We start from the raw sequence: 21,287 nt of genomic DNA on the forward strand, positions 1-21,287 counted from the left end.
CCTGGGGTCATATCGACCAGCAAGCGGATGTCATTCACCGTTGCTCTCCGAGCCCATGAATGTTTGTATGGTTTGAGCTTGAGGTGCCAGTTCAATCTGTCGCAGTGCGTCCACCATAGCCCTCAATGGGCTGCGACTACCGTAGATGCTGAATGTCACTGCTCCGTCCTCGTGCCCTACAATCCGTTTGATTAGCGAGTCCTGGACCCCTGCATCCCGGAGATCATCAATCAACGTGTGCCGAAAACTGTGGAAGGTTTTCTTGGGATCGACGATTCCGCGTTTTGTCTTGTACCGTCCGAACCACTTCGACGGTGCATGGCCTAGCTTTCCCCGTACGGGTTCAAGTTCACGGAACAGACGATCTGCTCCGCTGGTCCTGACCTTCTCCACGTGTCGTAGTAGACCGAGTTCGATCAGGGTGGGGTGGATCGGGAGTAAGCGACGACTGCTGGCATTCTTGAGGTTCTGTCCTTCATGGGTGTCGTCGATGCGTAGGCACTGGATTCCTTGTTGTTCGATGAAATCATCCACGCGCAGTTGGCAAAGCTCTTCGAGTCGTGCTCCTGTGCTTCTACCCAGCAGCGGTAACCAGTAACGCCATGGATGCTTGCGTGCTTCAGCCAGGAGTGTGTTCAGATCAAGGAGTGTGCGTAGGTCGCCATTGTCGAATGACAAGCGGGCCTCCTTGGATGCACCGGTCATCATCTTGAGTCCGGCCAGTGGGTTGTCGGTGATATAGCCGTTGGCCTTGCACCAGTTCATAAACGCCGAAAGTTTGCGTAGCCGATTGTTCACCGTTACCGCCGTAATGGTCTTGTGCGTGCCACCCGATTCGACGACCTGTCGCAGAGTCTTCCCTTCGAATTCGGGGCGTAGGCCGAAGTATTGCGGGCAGCGGCTCAACCGTTCTTTCAGCAGTCGGGCTTGTTGAGTGTCGAAGGCTTCGATGGGCATATCGCCCATCAGATCGAACAGATCGCGTAGTGCACGTTCCACCTCGAAGGTACTGACGGTTCTCCATGTACCGCCGCGTTTCCCTTCTTCTATATAGAGCTTTGACAGGGTAGACAGGGCGGGACCATCAGCGATGGGTTTCGCGGGCTTGACTATAGGCTGGTGTGAGCGATGCATTGAGGATGGGGCAGGGTATGCATCTCGCCATTGAGTGCAAAGCCTACGCAGCGTCTGAAGGTCTGCCAGAGGGTGTTCGGACAGGTGTCCATGTACCTGCTGGGCGAGGGCGGTCGCGAGGAATAGGGCGCTCTGCCGGTGCCGAACGTTTAGGCTCAAACGTAAGGTGTGACAGCGTGGGAACAGGTGTTGGGGGAGCCGGAGGTTTAGGTAATAACAGGGTCCGCGACGGATCAGATAGGCCATGGTGTGACACCGATGTGTGACAGCAATGTGTGACAGTGCTGGCTACACCCCAAGTTCTGACTGTCCGTGCCGAGTGTTGGTACGGATGATTGGAAGCAACCTAAACAGCCTGAACCCCCGTAATACAAGGCCCCGCAACGATTACCCGTGAACCTGGTCAGATCCGGAAGGAAGCAGCCACAGCGGGAACATTGTGTGCCGGGGTGTGGCTGGTGGGGTTGCCTCCATAACGCCATCTCAAGCTGTATCTCCCCCTCTCTGAATATAAAACCCAGTGCCAGATCAATATCAGCGCTGCGCTTCCCCGTGGCTAGAAATTTGCAGCTGCTGGCAGGCATTGAATGCCTGGCGAGGTACGCTAAAGCGCTGCCCGCAACTCTCGCGGCGATAACCCATAATGTTTGCGAAAGCGCACCGCAAACCGTGAAGCCGAGGCATAGCCACTGGCCGCGGCAATTTCCCCAATCGGTCGTGGCGTGACCTGTAGCCACTGCAATGCCATCCCCAGTCTGACGTTCTCGAGGATATTGCTGAAGCTGTCGCCCTCGTTCGCCAACTGTCGGCGCAAGGTCGAAGCGCCGAGGTGCAGGCGCTCGGCGACGCCGGCAACGGTCCAGTCCCGCGCCGGAGCACTCATGATGATCTGCTGTACGCGCTCGCACAGCGGGTCGTGGCGATCCAGCAACAGCGGTCCGGCCTGGCCGGCCAAGGCCAATGCCAACAGCACCGCTTCCGCATAATGGGTGCGCAGGGCGTCCGGTGAATCGGCGTTGATGCAGTCCAGCAGGTTTTCCCAGGCCTGAGTCGTATGCCGATCCAACGGCACGCAGAACTCCCGCGTCGCCGCTCGCCCGGGAAAGGTGTCGAGCTGCTGGTTGTAGCGAACACTGAACGCTCGCAACAGCTCGGTAGGAAAGGTCACCGCATCGGCGATGTAGTAACCCTGTGCCCCGGGATAGTTGTTGATCCTTACTTCGCAGCCCGCGGGCATCAGGATCAGATGCCTTGAGCCCACGCGCATTTCCCGACCCTCCCAGCCCATCAGCTTTTCACCCTGGCGGACACGGCACAGGGTGGTGACGAAAATCGGCACCCGTTGCAAGGCGTGGGGTTGGCGCGCCTGGATGACACTGGCGCCGATACGGCTTTGGCGATGCTGGATACCGACGGGGGCGTTCATGGTTCCTAGCGTCCGTAAGTGGCGGTGAGGGTGGCCTTGGCCAGTGCGTTGGCATTGAGCATGTAGCCCACCATGGCGCCGCTGGCCTGATCGTTGATCGGCAGTTTATCGACCTTCAGGGCCCAGACGGTGAATTGATAGCGATGAGGTTTGTCGCCGACCGGTGGGCAGGCGCCGCCGAAGCCTGGCTGGCCGTAATCGGTGCGGCCCTGGACGGCACCTGCGGGCAATCGGCTGGTCGATGGCGTGCCCGCGCCGGAAGGCAGTTCATGGGTGGACGTCGGGAGGTTGACCACCGTCCAGTGCCACCAGCCACTGCCGGTCGGCGCATCGGGATCGTAGACGGTAATGGCGAAGCTTTTGGTATCGGCCGGGGCGTTTTGCCAGGACAGTTCAGGCGAGGTGTTGCCTCCTTCGCAGCCAAAGCCCTGGAACACTTCACGGCTGCTCAACGGCTTGCCGTTGGCGATGTCGCGGCTGCTAAGGGTGAAGTCGGCGGCTTGGGCGGTGAGGCTCAGGCCAAGGCTGAGGGTGCTGAGGATGAGTCTGGTTTTCATGCGGGTCTCGTCTTTGTCGGGAGAGGAGGGGCAAGTTTATTGATAGGGGGAAGAGGGCGTTGTGCCGCTGCGCTCGACCATTGTGCCGAAACGCTCGGAGTGATTTTTTCCGAAGTGGCTGGTTGACGCCCGATTGCTCGCAATGGCCATGGGACGTGACTCTGGATAACCGGGTTTCAGGCGGGCACGCGGTACCCTGCAGCCTTGCGCGAATGGGCAAGACCGCATTTCGGTGGTGGACAAGTCGCAGGCATGAGGCTAAGGCTTGGACAGGGCTAGATCGACCGCTGCGATCAGCTTTCCCAGGTCCTTCGGGGGAGCGTTGTGAATGACGCCGAACAGGTAGGCACGCTGTTCGTCTTCGTCACCCAGATCTGTGAAAAAGGCTTTGAGCTTCACCCCCAGGACGTCGGCAAACAGAAACAAGGCCTCGACGCTGGGGGTGTAACTGCCGGTTTCGAAGCGGCTGATGGTTTTGGGATCAAAACCGGTTTTCTCTCCGAGTTCAGCCTGAGTTAGCCCCGCTACCTTGCGATAGCGCCTGATGGCTGCACCCAAACTTGAAATTTTCATCGCTCAATTCCCATTTAGAATCAAGAACTTAACGACAAATCTTTACATTAGACAACGCCATGTATCATCACCTTCTGTTGCATAATGTGATGTAATTCGTAGAATCGGCATCTAGGACAGGTATTTGGTGATCCAGTTTCAGGTGAGGTATTTGTGAAACGGGAAATCCGCGCAGTTCTTTGGCGCCCATGCCGTGGCGGTCATAAGCCCTGAGCGACGCATTGTTTCGGGACGGTCTCGAATGCCTGTGCCAACTGCTGATGACCTTCATTTAATCCTAGTTGATCTTCGTCGAAGTACGGTCTGGCGCTGCCGCCAGGTGCGGTTGTGCTGCGAATTCGGGACAACCTCTAGCCGCCCAGGTGAGCTGACTCATGGATGAGACGTATCGCAGGGTCGTGGATGTCGCCGCTATTTTCTCCGAGACAGACCTGAACGGGCGGATCACCTACGTCAACGATCCATTCTGTGTGATTTCCGGTTATAGCCGCGACGAGCTCCTGGGACAGAATCACCGCATATTGAATTCCGGCTACCACCCGTCCGAGTTTTTTGTCGACATGTGGCGGACCATCGCCCTGGGGCACGTCTGGAAAGGCGAAGTCTGCAACCGCGCCAAGGACGGTTCCCTGTACTGGGTCGACAGTACCATGGTACCGCTGCTGGATGAGGTCACCGGGCGGGTACGCAAGTACGTGTCGATCCGTTTTGATGTCAGCGAGAAGCTGCGCCTGCTGCATACCCTGCAATGGCGGGTGGGGCACGATGTGCTGACCGGCCTGCCCAATCGGATGTTCCTCTCGGACCTGTTGAACCAGGCCCTGGATTTTTCCCGACGCGAAGAGATTCCGCTGGCGGTGTGCCTGCTCGACCTGGACGGCTTCAAGGCGGTCAACGATAGCTACGGGCATGCCAGCGGCGATTTGTTGTTGGTGGAAGTGGCGGCGCGCCTGCGCAGTATCATGCGCGGCGAGGACGTGGTGGCCCGGTTGGCCGGTGACGAGTTCGTGCTGATCCTGCGTTATGTACGCGACGCAGAGGAATTGCACGCGGCGTTGCAACGGGTGCTCGGCGCGATTTCGGCGCCGTATTCGATACTCGGCCAGACCATCCATGTGTATGCCAGTATCGGTGTGACGCTGTTTCCCGCCGACGACGAAGACGCCGATACCCTGTTGCGCCACGCCGACCAGGCGATGTACCTGGCCAAGCAGGGCGGGCGCAATCGTTTCCATTTGTTCGACGTGTCGTTGGACCTGGAGGTCAAGGCGACCCACCAGACCGTGGCGTTGATGCGCCAGGCCCTGGCCAACGATGAGTTTCGCCTGGTCTATCAGCCCAAGGTCAATATGCGTACCGGTCGCGTGGTCGGCTTCGAGGCCCTGGTGCGCTGGCAGCACCCGCACGAGGGCCTGCTCGAGCCCCACACGTTCCTGCCGCTGGTGGCGCAGACCGATGTGATTATCGATATCGGCGAGTGGGTCATCGACCGGGTCTTGGCGCAGATGCGGGCCTGGCGCCAGGCGGGGCACGAATGGCCAGTCAGTGTCAATATCGCCGCCCGGCATTTCCAGCGCGGCGACTTCGTCGAGCGCCTGCGTGGCTTGCTGATACGCCACGCCGAAGTCCCGCCGCACATGCTCGACCTGGAAATCATCGAGTCGGTGGCGATCGAGAACATCCAGCGGGTGAGCCAGTGCCTGCAGGACTGCCAGGCACTGGGGGTGCGCTTTTCCCTGGACGACTTCGGTACCGGTTACTCGTCCCTGAGTTACCTCAAGCGCCTGCCCAGTCAGACGATCAAGATCGATCAATCCTTTGTACGCGACATTCTCCATGACCAGGATGATCTGGCGCTGACCACGGCGGTGATCGGCCTGGCCCGGGCGTTCGGTCGGGAGGTGATTGCCGAGGGACTGGAGTCCGCCGAGCATGGCCGTTTGCTGATGAGCCTGGGCTGCGATGTGGCGCAGGGTTATTTCATTGCTCGGCCGATGGTGGCCGACGCGGTACCGGCCTGGGTCGCGGTGTTCGAGCCGCCGATGTTATGGCGCAGTGCCACCTGAGTTGACCGCGTCCGTCTGGTCGTCATGTCCGGTAGAGTGGCGGATGGTCCTGCCGATTTCAGCATGGCGAGGGCATAAACAACCGCGTGCCTCAAACTCTCCGGCGGGAGCACGACGAGACCGCCAATTCTTGCACAAAGTGCTGCTTGGCCAGATTAGCCTCCCATGCCGGATGCATTTTTACCCCTGCTCCGCTAGCATTAGCGGTCTTCCGCTTCCCCGACGCGATGGTTATCGATGAGTTATCAGGTTCTTGCACGTAAATGGCGTCCGCGCTCGTTCCGCGAAATGGTCGGCCAGACCCATGTGCTCAAGGCTCTGATCAATGCCCTGGACAGCCAGCGGCTGCATCACGCCTACTTGTTCACCGGCACCCGCGGTGTCGGCAAGACGACCATCGCGCGGATCATTGCCAAGTGCCTGAACTGCGAGACCGGGATTACTTCGACCCCCTGCGGGACCTGTTCGGTCTGCCGGGAGATCGACGAAGGACGTTTCGTCGACTTGATCGAGATCGACGCCGCGAGCCGGACCAAGGTCGAGGATACCCGCGAGCTGCTCGACAATGTGCAGTACGCACCGAGCCGCGGGCGCTTCAAGGTCTACCTGATCGACGAAGTGCACATGCTTTCCAGCCATTCCTTCAACGCGCTGTTGAAAACCCTGGAAGAGCCACCGCCCTACGTCAAGTTCATCCTGGCGACCACGGACCCGCAGAAACTTCCGGCAACGATTTTGTCGCGCTGCCTGCAATTCTCCCTGAAGAACATGACCCCCGAGCGGGTGGTCGAGCACCTGACCCACGTCCTCGGGGTCGAGAACGTCCCTTTTGAAGAGGACGCCCTGTGGCTGTTGGGGCGCGCCGCCGATGGTTCGATGCGCGATGCCATGAGCCTGACCGACCAGGCCATTGCCTTCGGTGAGGGCAAGGTCATGGCGGTCGACGTGCGCGCGATGCTTGGCACCCTCGACCACGGCCAGGTCTACGACGTGTTGCAGGCGTTGATCGATGGCGATGCCAGGGCCCTGCTCGAAGCGGTGCGGCATCTGGCCGAACAGGGGCCGGACTGGAATGGCGTGTTGTCGGAAATCCTCAATGTGCTGCACCGGGTGGCGATTGCCCAGGCGTTGCCGGAGGGGGTCGATAACGGCCATGGCGACCGCGACCGCGTGTTGGCGTTGGCCCAGGCCCTGCCGGCCGAAGATGTGCAGTTCTATTACCAGATGGGTTTGATCGGCCGGCGCGACCTGCCGCTGGCGCCGGACCCGCGCGGCGGTTTCGAGATGGTCCTGTTGCGAATGCTGGCTTTCCGCCCGGCCGACAGCACGGCACCGCCAAGACCGCCGCTAAAGCCAGTGGGGATCAGCCAGGCCACAGTTGATTCCGCCCAGAACGTGGCTGGCGCGGCCGTGGCCGCGCCAGCGCTGATGCCCGTGGCCGCGCCGGTTGGCGAGACGCCGATGGTGGCTGCCGCGCCGGCCACGGCGCCGACACCGATTGTCGCCGCACCGACACCCGTTGCCGCGCCGGCCGAGGTCGCGCCTGTGGTGGCCGCTGTTGTCATGGCCGAGGCCGCGCCGCTTGTCGCGGTGGATGTCGTCGACCTGCCCTGGGACGATCCGGCCGCGCCCGAGGTCGTACAGGAGCCCGTTGCCGCGCCGCTGCTGGAAACCGTTGCCGAGCAACCGGAACTCGCCGCCATGCCCTTGCCGACACCGGACAGCGTGGTCCCGGACGCGCCTGAATGGGCCGTGGCGACTCTGCCCGAGCCCACGCCCAGCCAGGTGGACGCCGCGACACCGGGGTTGGACCCGGACGACGAGCCGCCGCTGGATGAAGACTATATCGAGCCCGATATAGACTCGACCTACAGCTATCTCGACGAGTTGGCCAGCGAACATGCCGCCGATCCGGCGCCGGAGCCCGAGCCGCAACCGGCTGCGGCACCGGCCACGGGCCTGGCGCTGGAGTGGTTGGAGCTGTTCCCGAAGCTGCCGGTTTCCGGCATGACCGGCAGCATTGCGGCCAACTGCACGCTGATCGCGGTCACCGGCGACGACTGGTTGCTGCACCTGGACCCGGCCCACAGCGCCTTGTTCAACAGCACGCAGCAGCGTCGCCTCAATGACGCCCTGAACCAGTATCACGGGCGTCCGCTGAAGCTGACCATCGAGTTGATCAAGCCCGAGCAGGAAACCCCGGCCCAGGCGGCTTCCCGTCTGCGCCATGAACGTCAGGACGAAGCCGTGGCGTCGATTCATGCCGACCCGTTCGTCCAGCAGATGATGCAGCAGTTCGGCGCGGTGATCCGTGGCGATACAATCGAACCTGTCGATGCCCTGGTGACCCAGGGTCAATAACTGAACGACGCCAGGCCCGTGCCTTGCGTCTCTTTGTATATGTAACTCTCGAGGTGATTCCCATGATGAAAGGTGGCATGGCCGGCCTGATGAAGCAGGCGCAGCAGATGCAGGAAAAAATGGCCAAGATGCAGGAAGAGCTGGCCAATGCCGAAGTGACCGGTCAATCCGGCGCCGGCCTGGTGTCCGTGGTGATGACCGGTCGTCATGACGTCAAGCGCGTCAGCATCGACCCGAGCCTGAAGGAAGAGGACCTGGAGGTCCTGGAAGACCTGATCGCCGCGGCGTTCAACGACGCGACGCGCAAGATCGAAGCCAACAGCCAGGACAAGATGTCCGGTATGACCGCCGGCATGCAACTGCCGCCGGGTTTCAAGATGCCGTTCTAAGACGCTACCGTCTGCCCCGCGTGGGAGCGGTGCTTGTCGGATTGCCGCACCGCCGCGAAGCTTTTGGCGCTCTCAGGGGCCTCTTCGCGAGCAAGCTCTGCTCCTGCAGGAAATTGTGTTCCAGCGTCCCCCTGGACGTTGGCTGGAGGCACGCGTATAAACCGCGTCTCGTGTTCTGCCGGATCCTTTGTCATGAGCTTCAGCCCCCTGATTCGCCAACTGATCGATGCCTTGCGGGTACTCCCCGGCGTCGGCCAGAAAACCGCCCAGCGCATGGCCTTGCAACTGCTCGAGCGTGATCGCAGCGGCGGCTCGCGCCTGGCCCAGGCCCTGGGCCAGGCCATGGAAGGGGTGGGGCATTGTCGCCAGTGCCGCACCCTCACCGAAGACGATCTGTGCCCGCAATGCGCCGACCCTCGGCGTGATGACAGCCTGTTGTGCGTGGTCGAAGGACCGATGGATGTCTATGCGGTGGAGCAGACGGGTTACCGTGGCCGCTATTTCGTGCTCAAGGGACATTTGTCACCACTCGATGGCCTTGGCCCGGAAGCCATCGGTATCCCGCAGTTGCTGGCGCGAATCGAAGAGCAGGGCAGTTTCTCCGAGATCATCCTCGCCACCAACCCGACCGTGGAAGGTGAAGCCACGGCGCATTACATCGCCCAGTTGCTGGTCCACAAAGGCCTGATCACCTCGCGTATCGCCCATGGCGTGCCGCTGGGAGGCGAGCTGGAACTGGTGGACGGTGGAACCCTGGCGCATTCGTTTGCCGGACGCAAGCCGATTTCGTTGTGAGCCAGCCAGGCGTGCTCGCAACGCTCCGGGCCTGCCGGGTTCGCGGTCGCGCCCAGGTGGCGCGACACGTGTAACCCGGAGGGCTCAGGAGGTCAGCAGCAGCAGGATCTGGTCCATGCGATTGTTGGCAATCCAGGCCAGGGGCGCGCCGATCACCGCTGCCGCGCCGGCAATGTAGGTCAGTCGGTTCTTGATGGATTTGACATCGTTGCGCACCTCGTTCAGGTCGCGGTGGATGTATTCGAAGCGGGTTTCCAGCTCTGTGATTCGGGGTTCCATAGCATCGCCTCCAGGGGTACGGGTCGTCTTGGCCTTGTCATGGCGGGGCGGAAATTGCAGTGTCGCGTCTTGCTGATCCGGCTCGTGGGCCGAAGCGCTCAGGCGCGCTGCCGTGCAGTGCTGTAGCTCGACTTCCATGTGAATGTGCTTCCTCGATGGTTCAGGTCCAGAGTGTTATTCGCTCGATAAAAAGAGCTTGAAGAAATTCGCCTGATTTCGCTTCCGGGTCAATTGAGGTTGTTCGCTGATGCTTATCGGAAAAGTCCTCAGCGTTTGACGGCTCTGCTCAGTCAGGCATACGGGCTGTCCCAGTAGCGTTTGTACATGCCCAGGTTTTTTTTCAGGCGCATGGGTAAATAGTGCTCTTGCTGGCTCAGTTTGTAGGCGAGCAGTTTCACCGCGTTGCGCCATAGCGAACCGGGCCAGGCCAGCCAGCGCGCGGGACCGAGGAACTTGAGTTCCGAGACCACGTAGCGCAGACCCTCGCCGCCGGCCCCGCCGAACTGCTGGCGAATCCAGGGCTCGCGGGCGTGGAAGATACCGATATCGAAGTAGCGTCGGAACTCTTCACCGGGGCTGTAGTTATGGGAATGTCGGCAACGCGCGCGGCCTTCGTAGGCGATCTTCCACCCGGCTTGCAGCATTTTTGCCGCGACATACATGTCTTCCGACAGAATCACATGCGGGGGAAAGCCGCCGACCTCGATCAGGGCCTGGCGTCGATAGGCGGAGAAGGAATTGGACACGAAGGCGGTCTTGATCCCCAGCCTGGGGACGTCGGCCAGGCTTTTGACGAGAGAGGTCGGCGGGTAGTTGAACAACCTGGCGTGTATGGCCAGGGGGGTGGCATCCAGGTGTGGCAGTTGTCGACCGCAGACGGCGCCGACCTGCTCGTCGGCAAAGGGCCGAACGATGTTGGCGATGCCTTCGGGATCGTCCAGGTAGGCATCCTGGGTCATGAACACATAGAGTTCGTAGCCGGGGTTGCGCTCGACCATCCATTGGCGGGTACCCCCGTGGTTGAAGTCCTGGCTGTCGATGCGCCGCACCTGCGGGCAGCGCGCGCAGGCCAGCTCAAAGGTTCCGTCGCTGGAGCTGGAGTCGACGATCAGGGTGTCGAAGGTTGCCGTCTGGGTCGCCAGGGAGTCGAGCAGGCGTTCCAGCTCGCGGCGTCCGTTATAGGTCGGAATCACTACGGCTACTTGAGGGGTCGACATCATTCGCGCTCCAGGGTCAGCCGGGCAGGGAGCGCCAGGGGCGCAGCCATGCGGCCAGGGTCATCAGCAGGATCAGGCTGCTCAGGCTGCTCAGGCCCAGTGGCAACCAGACACCGTGCAGGGGATGCAGGGCCAGCGCGGCCCCGAGCATGACCGCCAACCCCAGCACGGCATGGCTGCGCCACGGCACCTGGCTCAGCAACTGTTGGCGGCGCAGCAGCAGCAGGCCGGTGAGCATCACCCCGCAGATGGCGGCCAAGGCGATGCCGATCAGGCCGAGAAAATACGGCAGCACAGCCAACAGCAGGGCGTTGAGCAGGCTACCGCTCAGTTCGCAGGCGAGTGGCAGGCGGGTGTCTCCGGCGGCGTAGGCGTAGCGGGCGAGCAGGGCATTCCAGGCGCCGAAGGTCAACGGCACCGAAAACCAGGCCAGCAGTTCCGGCAACGGGCTGTCGGCGGCCTGCTGCGGCAGCAGCAGGCTGACCAGCGCCCCGGCGGCACCGATCAGCCCGGCGACGGCGGGCAGGGTCAGCAAGGTGGCGCTGGCCAGGCCCTTGCGCAGCAGGACCAGGCGTGCGCTGCCCTGGCTGCCGCTCATCAGGCCGAGGAGTACCTGGTTCAGGCTCATCAGGGCAATCAGTGGCAGGTTGATCAGTTTGCGCGCCAGGTTGATCCAGGTCACGGCGCCTTCGCCCAGCAATGAGGCGACCATGCGCTCGAGCAAGGCCAGGCCCTGGCTGGCCAGGTTGCTGCCGAGCAGCGGACCGATGCGTTGCACCAGTTCCTTTACGGCGCCGGGCGCGTGGCCGGGTTGCCAGGGCTTCCAGCCGCAGCGGTACAAGGCCGGCAGCAGCAGGGCTGGCATCAGCAGGCTGCCGAGCACACAGGCGCCGGCCAGGCCGATCGGGGTCGCGGCCTGGCGCAGGAGCGCCAGGTACAACACCGGTGGCAGGTTGAACAGCAGCGAGCCGAGCCCGGCCAGGACGAAGCGTGAACGGGCCTGCAAGGGGATGCAGAACAAGGCATGCAGAATAAAGCCGGGGGCGCACCAGGCCAGCCAGCGCAGGCTGCTCCCGGCCAGCGCATAGCCCTGGCTGTCGAGTCCCGGTCCGATCAAGCGGATCCACAGCGGCGAGCCCGCGCTCAGCAACAGGGCCAGCAGCAGGCCGCAGAGCAGCAGCCTGGGCGCCAGGGCGCCGAGCCAGGCGGTTTGCTCGGCGGCCGCGCGTTGTTGGTAGAGTGGCAGCGCCGCCGCGCTGAGCAGGCCGGCCGCCAGGGCCATGCGCAAGGCTTCGGGGAGGAACAGCGCGACCAGGAAGCTGTCGCTGCGCCCACCGGCGCCCCAGGCGGCGACCAGCAGCCACTCCCGGGCGAACCCGGCGGCGAGGCCCGTGAGGGTCGCCAGGGTCAGCCACAGGGTTGAGCCGAGCAGTTTCGAGTCTGGCATGCCCGTGCCTCAGTGGAACAACGTGAACAGGCCCTTGCCGCCTACCTTGTAGTTCAGGTCGTGGCAGCGTTCGCCCTTGATCGCCGCGTCCGGGCCGCCGACGATGGCATAGGCCGGAATCGGCTTGGACACCACGCACTGGCCACCGACCACGGCGCCTTCGCCGATATCGGCGCCGAACGAGATCAGGGCGCGGCTGGCTATCCAGGCGTAGTCACGGATATGGATCGATCCGCCGACGGCCCAGAATTCCGCGGCCTGGAGATCATGGCCACCGCCCACGATCAGCACATGGGAGGCAATGGTCACGTGGTCACCGATGATCAGGCCGCCTCGAGCGTCCAGTTGGCAATGCCAGCCGACCGTGCTGTCGTTGCCGATCCTCAGGTTGTCCACGCCCAGCACTTCGGTGTTGCGCCACACGGTCGAGCCCTTGCCGATCTTCGCCCCGCCCGCGCGTAGCCACAACAGCCTCAACGTATGGCTGGGAATCTTGCAGATGATGAGGTTGTAGACCTGCTCCCAGCTGCGCAGCATCCGGTCGCGCAGGGTCGGCCAGTTGATCCCGTACAGCGGCATCAGCGTGCTCTTGAGCTCGCGACCGAGCAAGGCATAGAAGCGCCGGGCCAGGGGCGGTTCGATCCGCGGTTCGATATTCAGATAGCTGATGAAACACAGCGTGTTGCCCTTGCGCGGCTGTTCGAAACACACGTCGTTTTCCAGCATCCATTGGTAGCTGCTATCCAGTTCTTCCAGGCTGACGCCCATTTTCTCGGCGTATTCGGGCAGTGCCTGCCTCAGGTTCAACGAGTGGAATATGCGGTGTTTCATGGGCGGACTCCTGGTCGAGGGGTGGCTTTGAGCTTGAGGCGCCAGGCTTCGTGCAGGTTCAGGCCGAGCAGCAGCCAGAACAAGGCGATCAGCACTTGGGTGAAACTGAAATAGTGGTCGAAGAACCCGCTGAGCAGCGCCGCCATGAGGCCACACGTGCTGCCGAGCCAGATCGCGTTGTCTTCGCTCAGTTGGAGAGTCGCCAGGGACGAGCGGGTTTCACCCCACCAGCTCCAGATCACCGCGACAAACAGCAGCATGCCGGGCACGCCAAGCTTGTAGATGAAACTCAGCCACAGGTTGGAGATGCCCCACAGGCCGCTGCCGGGCACGGGCGGCTCGACCTTGAAGCCGATACCGAAAGGGTACCTGGCCATGGCATCGGGGAAGTGTGAGTATTCCTCGAAACGGACCTGGGTACTGGCGTCGTTGTTGGAAAAGAGCGCCAGCAGGCGGTCCTGCAGCGACGGGTAGAACATCAGTAGCAGGCTGCCGAACAGCAGGCCGGCGAGGATCAGTTGACTGGTGTAGGGCACGCGTTTGCGGGCCATCCAGAGCAGTACGATAAACAGGCTGAGCAACGCCCCGCGCGAGCCTGAAAGTAGCAGGCCGATCACGCCCAGGCCGGCTACCGCCAGGCCCAGTGCCCGCCGCCAGCCTTGGCGGGTCAGCCCGAAGCAAAAGGCCAGGGGCAACAGCAGAGCCATGGCCCCCCCCAGGGTGTTGGGATGCATCCAGGGCGAGCCCATGCGGTTGGACATCGCCGACAGGTTGTCGCCGAGCACGTCGATGTCGCCGTAGCCGAGTGTGGCGAGGATCGGCGTCATGCTGGTGGCGGTTCCGTTCTTGAGGAACACCGGGATCGACAGCAACAGCAGTAGCAGGGTCCCGAGCAGCAAGCCGGTGACCAGCTGTTCGCGGGCTTTTTCCTGGCCCAGCAGCCGCGGTACCAGGAACAGTACGGACAGGTTGAGCAGCCAGCGTATCCAGTTCACCGCTCCGTTGCCCGCGGCGTTGATCGTCAACTGGCCGATGATAAAGGGAACGGCGCTGAACACCATCAAGGCCGCCACCCAGCGTTCGGTGCGCAGCAGTGGCGGTTTGCGCGGCAGGTTGTCGAACAGGCTCTGTACCAGCACGCTGCCCCAGACCAGCAGGATCAGGGCCTCGGATAGCGTGGTGCGCAGGCCGACCTGTACCGTCGAGTAGGGCAGGAAGGTGGCGAGCACGCTGAACAGCAGCAGGCCCCAGAGCGGCTGGCGGACGATGCTCACCCCGCCACCGATGGCGAGCAGCAGCACGGCCACCTTGAACGGTGGCAGCAGCCAGGCCAGGATGCCAAAGACCAGGCCGGACAACAGGGCGATGGGTAGCGCCAAGGGCATTATTTCAGCTCCTCGATCAGGTGATTGAAACGCTCCCGGTAGGCCGCCGTGGCGTAACCCTTGGCCCAGGCCCGCAGCGTGTCGGGATCCTCGTTGGGGGTGGCGGTCAGGCGGACCATCAGCGCGCTGAGGGCCGGGCCGTCGGTGGGCGAGAAGCGCGGGCTGTCCGGCGGGGTGATCTCGTCCAGCGCCGAACCGCTGGCGACGGCCACCGGGGTGCCGACGCCGAGGGCCTCGATAACCGGCAGGCCGAAGCCTTCGGCATAGGACGGTTGCCACAAACGCTCGGCCTGTTGGTACACGCCGTGCAGCTGCGCGTCGCTGAGGTCGCTGAGGTAGTGCAGGCCCGGCAGATGTCGCAGTGTTGCGGGGAGGTCGTCGGGGGCGCCGATCAGCACCAGCTCCGGCACCTCGGACGATAGCTGGCGGGCGGCCTGCCAGGCGCTGACGAACCAAGGGATGTTCTTGCGCGGTTCGCGGGTGCCGACGACCAGCCAGTAGCGCGCGGGCATTTGTAAGTCAGTGATGTCGGCGGCTTCGCCGGTGAAACCGCTGACCAGGTTGGGCAACACCCGGATCTTGTCGCGGGCCTCGGGAAACCCCTTGAGCAACTCGTCGGCGGTGTATTGCGACGGTGTCCAGATCCGCTCGGCGACCTTGACCGAGTGATTGATCGACAGGCGGTCGGTGACGCGATAGACGTGTTCCTTGAGTTTCGAGCCGTGCCGGTTTTGCAAGGTCAACTGGAACAGGTCATGCAGTTGCAACACATAGCGCAGGCCGGCGGGCTTGCGCCCCAGCGGCAGGCCCATGTTGGCGTTACAGAGGTAGACCTCGATTCCGGCTTCGCGCAGTGCGCCGGGCAGGAAGCCGGCCTCGAAGCGCAGGCGTACCGGCAGGCGGTGTACGCCTTGTAACGGCGCCCCCCACTTCGGACAGTGGACGCGGCGCCGCAGCGGGTGATCCTCCGGGGCCACGCCGAACAGTTGCAGGCTCACCTCGGGATGGGCCCGCAGGGCTTGCTCCAGGGCCAGGTTCTGACGGCCGAAACCGCTGTGGGGGTAGCCCGCTGCCGGGCGATAATCCAGACCTATGCGCATACGGACTCTGTTTCCTTGGGAGGGGGAGGGGGGATTCGGCGATAGACCGCTTCCAGTTGCGCGGCAGCGACGTTCCAGTCGTGCTCGGCCTTGACGTAGGTCCGGCCGGCTTCGGCGATCTGCCGCAGTCGCGATGGCTGTTCAAGGACGTCGGCGAGCATCCGGGCGAGGGTTTGCGGGTCTTCGCTGCCCAGATAGTGCTGGCCGTTTTCTACCCGTAGGCCCGACACGCCCTGGCCAGTGCTGACTACCGGCAGGCCGGCGGCCATGGCTTCGAGGACCTTGAGCTTGGACCCTCCACCCTGACGCAGGGGGGCGAAGAACACTGACGCCGTACTTTGCAGGGCGCGCAGATCGGGGACGAAGCCCCGCCACTCGATACGCCGATCGCTCCAGCGCGCGCGCCAGGCATCCGGCAAGCCGAATCCGGCAATGGCGAAACGCACTTGTGGGTTGATCCGCCACAGGGCCGGGAGAATTTCCTCCAGGGCCCACTCGACGGCATCCAGGTTCGGACTGTATTCGTAGTTGCCGATAAACAGCAGGCGCCGGGCCTGGAAGTCGGGTTGGACGCCGGCATAGAGGTCGCTGTCGACACCGTTGACAACCACCGCCACTGGCTGGCCGGTATGCCGGCGCAGGACCTCGGCGTCCTCCTGGGTCACGGCGATCAGTTCGGCGGCCTGGCGAAACACCCGGCTTTCCCAGCGCCGGTAGCGCCATTGGTCATAGCGTGTGAAAGGTTTCATCCAGCCCGGCAGACGGTCATAACTGGCGGCGCCGAGGGCTGACTCGACATTGTGTTCGGTGAGAATGAACGGGCGCCCGGCGTCAATCAGCGGTTGCTCGAAGGGTTGGAAGCTGTAGCTATGCTCGATCTGGATCACATCCCAGTCTTCTTCCAGCAAGGTGCGCAAGCGGGTCTGCAGGGGCGGTGCCAGGCCGTTGATCACGGTCAGCATCGGGTAGGGCGCCAACAGCACGCCGAGCAGGGTCTTCAGGCTACGCAACGAACGTCGCGGCACCACGATCAGGCGCTCGACAATGGGCGCGAGGGCCTGGCGCGTGGCCTCGTCGACCTGGCTTTTCGCCTGCACCAGCAGGGTTATGCGATGCCCGCGCGCCGCGAGGCTGCGCAGCAGGTGAAATTGCCGGGTCTTGCCGCCGCTGGTGGTGGGCCAAGGCAGATAGGGCAGGGTCCAGAGAATTTTCATGGCGTCCATACCAATAGCTGCAGGCTGGTTTTCAGCGGCACGGTAATGGCTGTGCCATCGCTCAGGTTCGTGTGGCTGCCGGCCAGGGGGTCGAACAGTGTCGCCTGGGTCACCCCGGGCAGTTGCAGGCTCTGACCGCTGGCGCTCCAGAACATCCAGACATGGGCACCGTCGTTGCGGGTCCAGGCGATGTTGTACAGGTCGGTCGGCGCGTTGTTCGACACCGGGGCATCGGCGGGCAGGAGTCGCGGACCGGTGACGTTGAGGAAGTTCCGCAGCGCGGTATAGACCGGTTTCGGTTGGCCGTCGAGGTCGAGCAGGCCGTAGTAGCGGTCACGCGGGCTGACCCGGGCATCCAGGTCGCTGAGATTGAACAGGAAGACCCGTTGGTAGTCCATGGCGCTCATCAGGGCCAGGCGCCGCAGGGTGTAGTCGGCCTGCCCGTCGATGCCGATCAGGGCCTGCATTTCCCGGGGGCCGTCATAGCTCGACCAACCCCACTCGGTTGCCCAGACCTGGGCGACGCCATTGTTGTGCAGCGCGCTGTTGAGGGCATTGCCACGGACCAGGAAGTCCTGGGCGGCGGCGTCGTCGCCTTCTGGCAGTTGGGAGTAGGGATGATAGGCGGCGATAAGGTTTTGTCCGGCCAGACCCTGCTTCAACAGGATATCGAGAATCAACCCGGGGGTGCTGTGCATCTGGCTGTAATAGGCCATGCCGGCGGCGGCGATGGCTTTGCCCGGCACCTGGGCACGGATGGCATCGGCCGTCGTGGTCAGCAGTCGATAGTAGGCCGTGGGGTCTTCCTTGGGCCGCCAGAAGATGTTCGGTTCGTTCCAGACCTGCCAGGTACTCACTTGCGGGTAACGCTGGGCCAGGCTGACCATGCGCGAGGCGAACAGCTTGAAGTCGCTGGGCGGGTATTGGTCGCGGTTCGAGGTACCGGCCGGGGCGCTGCTGGCGAAAGGCGGCGAGCCGACCAGGTAGGCGATGGTGTTATAGCCGTGACGCTGCATCGCGGCCATGGCGCCGTCCAGTTCGCGCCACTGCAGATCCCCCTGGTGGGGTTCGATGATGAACCAGTGAATAGTCAGGCGTACCCAGTTCAGGCCCAGGGCATCGAGCCGCGCCATCTGTTTCTGGTAGACGGCCGGGTCGAAATACTGGAATTGCGCGTTGACCCCGAGAAAGTCTTTCCACTCCACCGCGCGAGGCGCCTTGAGCGTCGTCTGGGCGCTGACCCGGGGGCTCCAGGGCATCAGGCTGGCGACGCTCGCCAACACCAGCAGGGCCGGCAGCCAGAAAAAACCTCTACGCCACATCTTCGCGCCCCCCACAAGCCTGTTCGAACAGCCGCAGGAAACACTCGGCGGTGTGGCTCCAGCGCCGCTGTTCGCCGATCAAGCTGGCCTGTTCGGCCCAGCCAATCGCCAGTTCCGGCTGGGCGCACAACTGGCTCAACTCCGCCGCCAGGGCCGCGACATTGCCCTGGGGGAAAATCACGCCGTTGCCCTGGGCCACTTCCTCGGCAAAGGAGCGGGCGTCGGAAGTGATGGCGCCGCGTCCGCAGGCCACGGCCCAGGACAGGGCACCGCTGGTGCCGCGCAGACTGCCCAGCAGTTTGAGTTTGCTCGACTCGCGGTATGGCAGCACCATCACGTGATGGGCCTGGATCAGCCGGGGGATGTCGGCGGCCGGCAGGTCCAGTTGCCAGTCGATGCTGTCTTGCAGACCCAGGCTGCGGATGTGCCGACGCAGTTGATCGAGGTAGCTGCCCGACGGTCCGAAGGCCATCTCCGGCTCGCTGCCCCCGGCCAGGGTCAAGCGCAAGCGGGCGCGTAAGTCCGCTTGCTGGGTGAACGTGATGGCCAGGGCGTCCAGCAGGTCTTCGATGCCCTTGCCACGGTAGATGAAACCGAAGTACAGCAGCCGCAGCGGCTCCAGCGCCGGAAGGGGCTTCGCGGCAATGGCCAGGTTGCCATGGGGGATCACCGCCATCTGTTCGCTGCGCAAGCCCATGCGCTGGCGCAGGCAATAGCCGCCCGAGCGGGTAAGGGTGACCAGGCGGGTCAGGCTGCGCGCCAGTTGTCGTTCTTCGTACAGGCACAGCGGGTCGGCCAGCACCGTGGCCACTTGCGGCAGCGGTGACGGCAGGTGCGCGGCCAGCGACAGCGGCCAGGGCAAGTGCTCGCGGCGCCAGACCAGGCGTTCGGGATCATGCAGGGTGGCGGTCAGGGGGAGCAGGGGGAAGCGTTCGCGCAGGGCCTTCAAGGCATGGAATTCGGCCAGGCGCCCGCCACCTATTTCGGCGTGGACCAGATCGATGCCTTGCCACTGCGTTTGCGCCACCCGTTCCCGGGCCCGTTGCGGGTCATTGCCCAGTCCGGCCAAGGGCGTGCTGACGCGTACTCCGAGGATTTCCAGGGCGGCCTTCAGGTGTCCGGCATAGTCGGCAATGCCATTCTGTTCCGGTGCCAGGGGCGCGATCAGGGCGATATGCATCAGGCATGGCTCCGGGTACGGGCCAGGGTATTGAGCAGGCACTGGGGGATTTCGAAGCGTCGACGATTGAGGATGATGCCGTCGACGCGCCTGAACGCCGTATTGAGTGTGGACAGGGCATTTTCCAGTATCGGTAGGGTGGTGGTTTGCGCCTCGATGATCAGCGCGATCAGGTCCGCCTGACGCAGGATCACGAAGGCTTCCTGATTGGAGAAGAAAGCGCTGGCGTTGAGCAGCAGGATTTCCCCTGGATGGGCCGGCCCCGTGCCGTCGACGCGCACACGATGGCCGCGTTCGCGCAGCAGGTTGGCCAGGTGCTCGATGACGAAGCCGACCCCTTCGCCAGGCCGCGCCGAGGTGAGGCCGATGGCAAGGCCTTTCTCGGCGACCTGTTCCAGCGGCAGGACACCATAGAGCCGGTACAGGCTGGCGGTGAACGCGGTGCGGCGCTGGGAGCTGTGGTTGCCGAGGTCTTGCAGGCTGGTCCAGACCTTGACCCCGAAGCGCGACTCGATCTTGTCGCCGTCGTGGATGCGCTGGTCCAACAGATAAAAGAAATACAGGGCCAGCAGGCCGACCCCCAGGCTCAGTGGAATGGCCAGCAACAGCATGCTCAGGCTTTTCGGGAAGACCCGGCTTTCGTTGAGGGTGGCCGGTTCGATCACCGCGATGTTACTGATCTGGCTCTTGTCCAGTTCACGGTCGATCCGCGCTTTCTCGGTACTGCTGCTGTACAGGGCGAAGTTCTTTTGCGCGGCATCGAGCTCGCGTTGCAGGCGGTCCATTTCCGGCTCCAGGGCCAGGGCCTGGCGGCGGTCCTGCTCCAACTGGTTGATCTGGGTCTCTTGCTGGGCTGCCTGGGTCTGCAAGCGGCTGAGACTGACCTGCTGATCGGCGAAGCTGTTCAGCAGACGGGTATAGAGCGGGTTCGGAGCCAGGTTATCGCTACGTTGGACCACTGTGCTCTGCGACTTGAGCAACTCCTGCAGGTTGGCAATCGCCTGGTCCATGGCGATTACGGGGGGAGCGCCTTCCTTGAAGGTACGGAGCATTTCCTGGCGTTCGATCTGCTTGGCGTTGATCCGCTGTTGCAGGTCCTGGCGGTCCGGGTTGAGGCTCATCTGCCGGCCGACGCTGATTTCTTTTTGCAAGCTGTCGCGCTGGACTTTTATCTGCTCCAGCGCGCTTTGGGTCGCGGCCAGGGTACGCAGGGTGTTCAGGTGCTCGCCGCGCAGGTTGTTGAGGTTGCGCGAGATATCGCTCAGGCGCTCGCTGATGCTCACGGCCCCCAGCTCGTTGAGGTGGGCCTGGATCTGCTTCTTGTAGTCGAGGATACGTTTGTCGGTCGCGGTGCTTTCGTCTTCGTAGAAGGTGTACAGGCTTTTACGCCCCAGGGTATGGGTGCGTTCCTGCTCGTACTGCTCGATCCAGCTCCTGACGATGGTCTGGGCCACTTGCGGGTCGTTCCAGGTGAAACTGATTTCCATCACCGAGGAACTGGTGGCGTGGGTCACGGTGAAGTGCTTCAACAACTGCTCCGCCAGGCGTTCGACCGGGGTCTGTTTTTCCACCAGGCCGAGCTGTTGCAGCACGCCACGCCCGAGCTCCAGCAGGCTCTGCGCGGTGCTCTTGAGCAGGCTCTTGAGGGCGGCGATGAAACCCTCCCGAGGTGGCACCCTGGACAACTCGTCGAGGTATTGCTCGGCTACCTGCTTGGCGATGGGGCGCCCGCTGAGTATGCGTTCCTCGTCGAGGATCGGGTCGCGCTGGATGCTGGGGATGATGCTCGCCCGGCGGTCGGAAATCTCGATCGGCAAGGTGCTGGTGTCGCGCCCCGGCTTGACCAGTAGCAGGGCGGTGGACTCATAGCGGTTGGGCAGCAGGAAGGCCCCGAGCAGGATGACGATGAAGGTCACCAGCACGGTGATTTTCACTTCACGTTTGAAAATGAAGAACAGGCGCAACACATCGCGCAAGGAGCGGATATTCATCATGTCTGTTGTCCTTGACG

At 63.1% G+C, this 21,287-nt stretch carries 18 protein-coding genes and 1 other RNA gene; 5 read left to right on the top strand and 14 right to left on the bottom strand.

Annotated features, from left to right (window positions below; translation table 11 throughout):
- Positions 1 to 30: 30 nt before the first annotated feature.
- A complete protein-coding gene (locus PFEN_RS22560) occupies positions 31 to 1,380 on the bottom strand; it encodes a site-specific integrase (protein ID WP_191488887.1) in 1,350 nt (449 codons plus the stop codon).
- Positions 1,381 to 1,506: 126 nt separating this feature from the next.
- On the opposite strand from PFEN_RS22560, the gene ffs reads away from it, so the two are divergent.
- An RNA gene (gene ffs / locus PFEN_RS22565) (signal recognition particle sRNA small type) lies at positions 1,507 to 1,591 on the top strand.
- Between the two features lie 147 nt (positions 1,592 to 1,738).
- Here ffs and PFEN_RS22570 read toward each other — a convergent pair.
- The 3 genes from PFEN_RS22570 to PFEN_RS22580 all read right to left on the bottom strand — a co-directional run bounded on the left by PFEN_RS22570 (position 1,739) and on the right by PFEN_RS22580 (position 3,690).
- On the bottom strand, positions 1,739 to 2,560 hold the full coding sequence (locus PFEN_RS22570) for a helix-turn-helix transcriptional regulator (RefSeq protein WP_191488888.1): 822 nt from the start codon (positions 2,558 to 2,560) through the stop codon (positions 1,739 to 1,741).
- A gap of 5 nt (positions 2,561 to 2,565) precedes the next feature.
- On the bottom strand, positions 2,566 to 3,117 hold the full coding sequence (locus PFEN_RS22575) for a kinase inhibitor (protein WP_191488889.1): 552 nt from the start codon (positions 3,115 to 3,117) through the stop codon (positions 2,566 to 2,568).
- A gap of 258 nt (positions 3,118 to 3,375) precedes the next feature.
- Positions 3,376 to 3,690 carry a helix-turn-helix domain-containing protein gene (locus PFEN_RS22580; RefSeq protein ID WP_100939143.1) on the bottom strand — a complete coding sequence of 105 codons (315 nt, stop codon included), beginning with the start codon at positions 3,688 to 3,690 and terminating at the stop codon, positions 3,376 to 3,378.
- Between the two features lie 374 nt (positions 3,691 to 4,064).
- Here PFEN_RS22580 and PFEN_RS22585 point away from each other — a divergent pair, with 374 nt between their 5' ends.
- The 4 genes from PFEN_RS22585 to recR all read left to right on the top strand — a co-directional run bounded on the left by PFEN_RS22585 (position 4,065) and on the right by recR (position 9,301).
- Positions 4,065 to 5,756, top strand: coding sequence for a putative bifunctional diguanylate cyclase/phosphodiesterase (locus tag PFEN_RS22585; protein WP_191488890.1), 1,692 nt, complete (start codon positions 4,065 to 4,067; stop codon positions 5,754 to 5,756).
- A gap of 237 nt (positions 5,757 to 5,993) precedes the next feature.
- Positions 5,994 to 8,117 carry a DNA polymerase III subunit gamma/tau gene (gene dnaX, locus PFEN_RS22590; protein ID WP_191488891.1) on the top strand — a complete coding sequence of 708 codons (2,124 nt, stop codon included), beginning with the start codon at positions 5,994 to 5,996 and terminating at the stop codon, positions 8,115 to 8,117.
- Between the two features lie 62 nt (positions 8,118 to 8,179).
- The gene (locus PFEN_RS22595; RefSeq protein ID WP_191488892.1) at positions 8,180 to 8,506 is read left to right on the top strand and encodes a YbaB/EbfC family nucleoid-associated protein; all 327 of its coding nucleotides are present in this window, start codon (positions 8,180 to 8,182) and stop codon (positions 8,504 to 8,506) included.
- 192 nt (positions 8,507 to 8,698) lie between these two features.
- Positions 8,699 to 9,301: a recombination mediator RecR gene (recR, locus tag PFEN_RS22600; protein WP_191488893.1), complete on the top strand. Its 603-nt coding sequence runs from the start codon at positions 8,699 to 8,701 to the stop codon at positions 9,299 to 9,301.
- Between the two features lie 84 nt (positions 9,302 to 9,385).
- On the opposite strand, the gene PFEN_RS22605 is transcribed toward recR, so the two are convergent.
- The 10 genes from PFEN_RS22605 to PFEN_RS22650 form a co-directional block, all read right to left on the bottom strand.
- A complete protein-coding gene (locus PFEN_RS22605; RefSeq protein ID WP_191488894.1) occupies positions 9,386 to 9,580 on the bottom strand; it encodes a hypothetical protein in 195 nt (64 codons plus the stop codon).
- A 290-nt stretch (positions 9,581 to 9,870) separates the two neighbouring features.
- Complete coding sequence (locus PFEN_RS22610; protein ID WP_191488895.1) at positions 9,871 to 10,797, bottom strand: glycosyltransferase; 927 nt, start codon at positions 10,795 to 10,797, stop codon at positions 9,871 to 9,873.
- Positions 10,798 to 10,813: 16 nt separating this feature from the next.
- Positions 10,814 to 12,229: a lipid II flippase MurJ gene (locus PFEN_RS22615; protein WP_191489061.1), complete on the bottom strand. Its 1,416-nt coding sequence runs from the start codon at positions 12,227 to 12,229 to the stop codon at positions 10,814 to 10,816.
- Positions 12,230 to 12,253: 24 nt separating this feature from the next.
- Positions 12,254 to 13,075 (bottom strand): acyltransferase, encoded by an 822-nt coding sequence (locus PFEN_RS22620; protein WP_191488896.1) that lies wholly within the window; start codon positions 13,073 to 13,075, stop codon positions 12,254 to 12,256.
- On the bottom strand, positions 13,072 to 14,460 hold the full coding sequence (locus PFEN_RS22625; RefSeq protein WP_191488897.1) for an O-antigen ligase family protein: 1,389 nt from the start codon (positions 14,458 to 14,460) through the stop codon (positions 13,072 to 13,074). The genes PFEN_RS22620 and PFEN_RS22625 overlap by 4 nt, the downstream gene beginning before the upstream one ends.
- Positions 14,460 to 15,560, bottom strand: coding sequence for a glycosyltransferase family 4 protein (locus tag PFEN_RS22630; protein WP_191488898.1), 1,101 nt, complete (start codon positions 15,558 to 15,560; stop codon positions 14,460 to 14,462). The genes PFEN_RS22625 and PFEN_RS22630 overlap by 1 nt, the downstream gene beginning before the upstream one ends.
- Complete coding sequence (locus PFEN_RS22635; protein WP_191488899.1) at positions 15,551 to 16,774, bottom strand: glycosyltransferase family 4 protein; 1,224 nt, start codon at positions 16,772 to 16,774, stop codon at positions 15,551 to 15,553. Before PFEN_RS22635 ends, PFEN_RS22630 begins: the two co-directional genes overlap by 10 nt.
- Positions 16,771 to 18,096 carry a cellulase family glycosylhydrolase gene (locus tag PFEN_RS22640; RefSeq protein ID WP_191488900.1) on the bottom strand — a complete coding sequence of 442 codons (1,326 nt, stop codon included), beginning with the start codon at positions 18,094 to 18,096 and terminating at the stop codon, positions 16,771 to 16,773. Before PFEN_RS22640 ends, PFEN_RS22635 begins: the two co-directional genes overlap by 4 nt.
- Positions 18,086 to 19,276 carry a glycosyltransferase gene (locus tag PFEN_RS22645; protein WP_191488901.1) on the bottom strand — a complete coding sequence of 397 codons (1,191 nt, stop codon included), beginning with the start codon at positions 19,274 to 19,276 and terminating at the stop codon, positions 18,086 to 18,088. The genes PFEN_RS22640 and PFEN_RS22645 overlap by 11 nt, the downstream gene beginning before the upstream one ends.
- Positions 19,276 to 21,270: a GumC family protein gene (locus tag PFEN_RS22650; RefSeq protein ID WP_191488902.1), complete on the bottom strand. Its 1,995-nt coding sequence runs from the start codon at positions 21,268 to 21,270 to the stop codon at positions 19,276 to 19,278. Before PFEN_RS22650 ends, PFEN_RS22645 begins: the two co-directional genes overlap by 1 nt.
- Between the last annotated feature and the right edge of the window lie 17 nt (positions 21,271 to 21,287).

It is taken from the genome of Pseudomonas sp. FEN, from assembly GCF_904067045.1.
Classification (GTDB): Bacteria; Pseudomonadota; Gammaproteobacteria; order Pseudomonadales; family Pseudomonadaceae; genus Aquipseudomonas.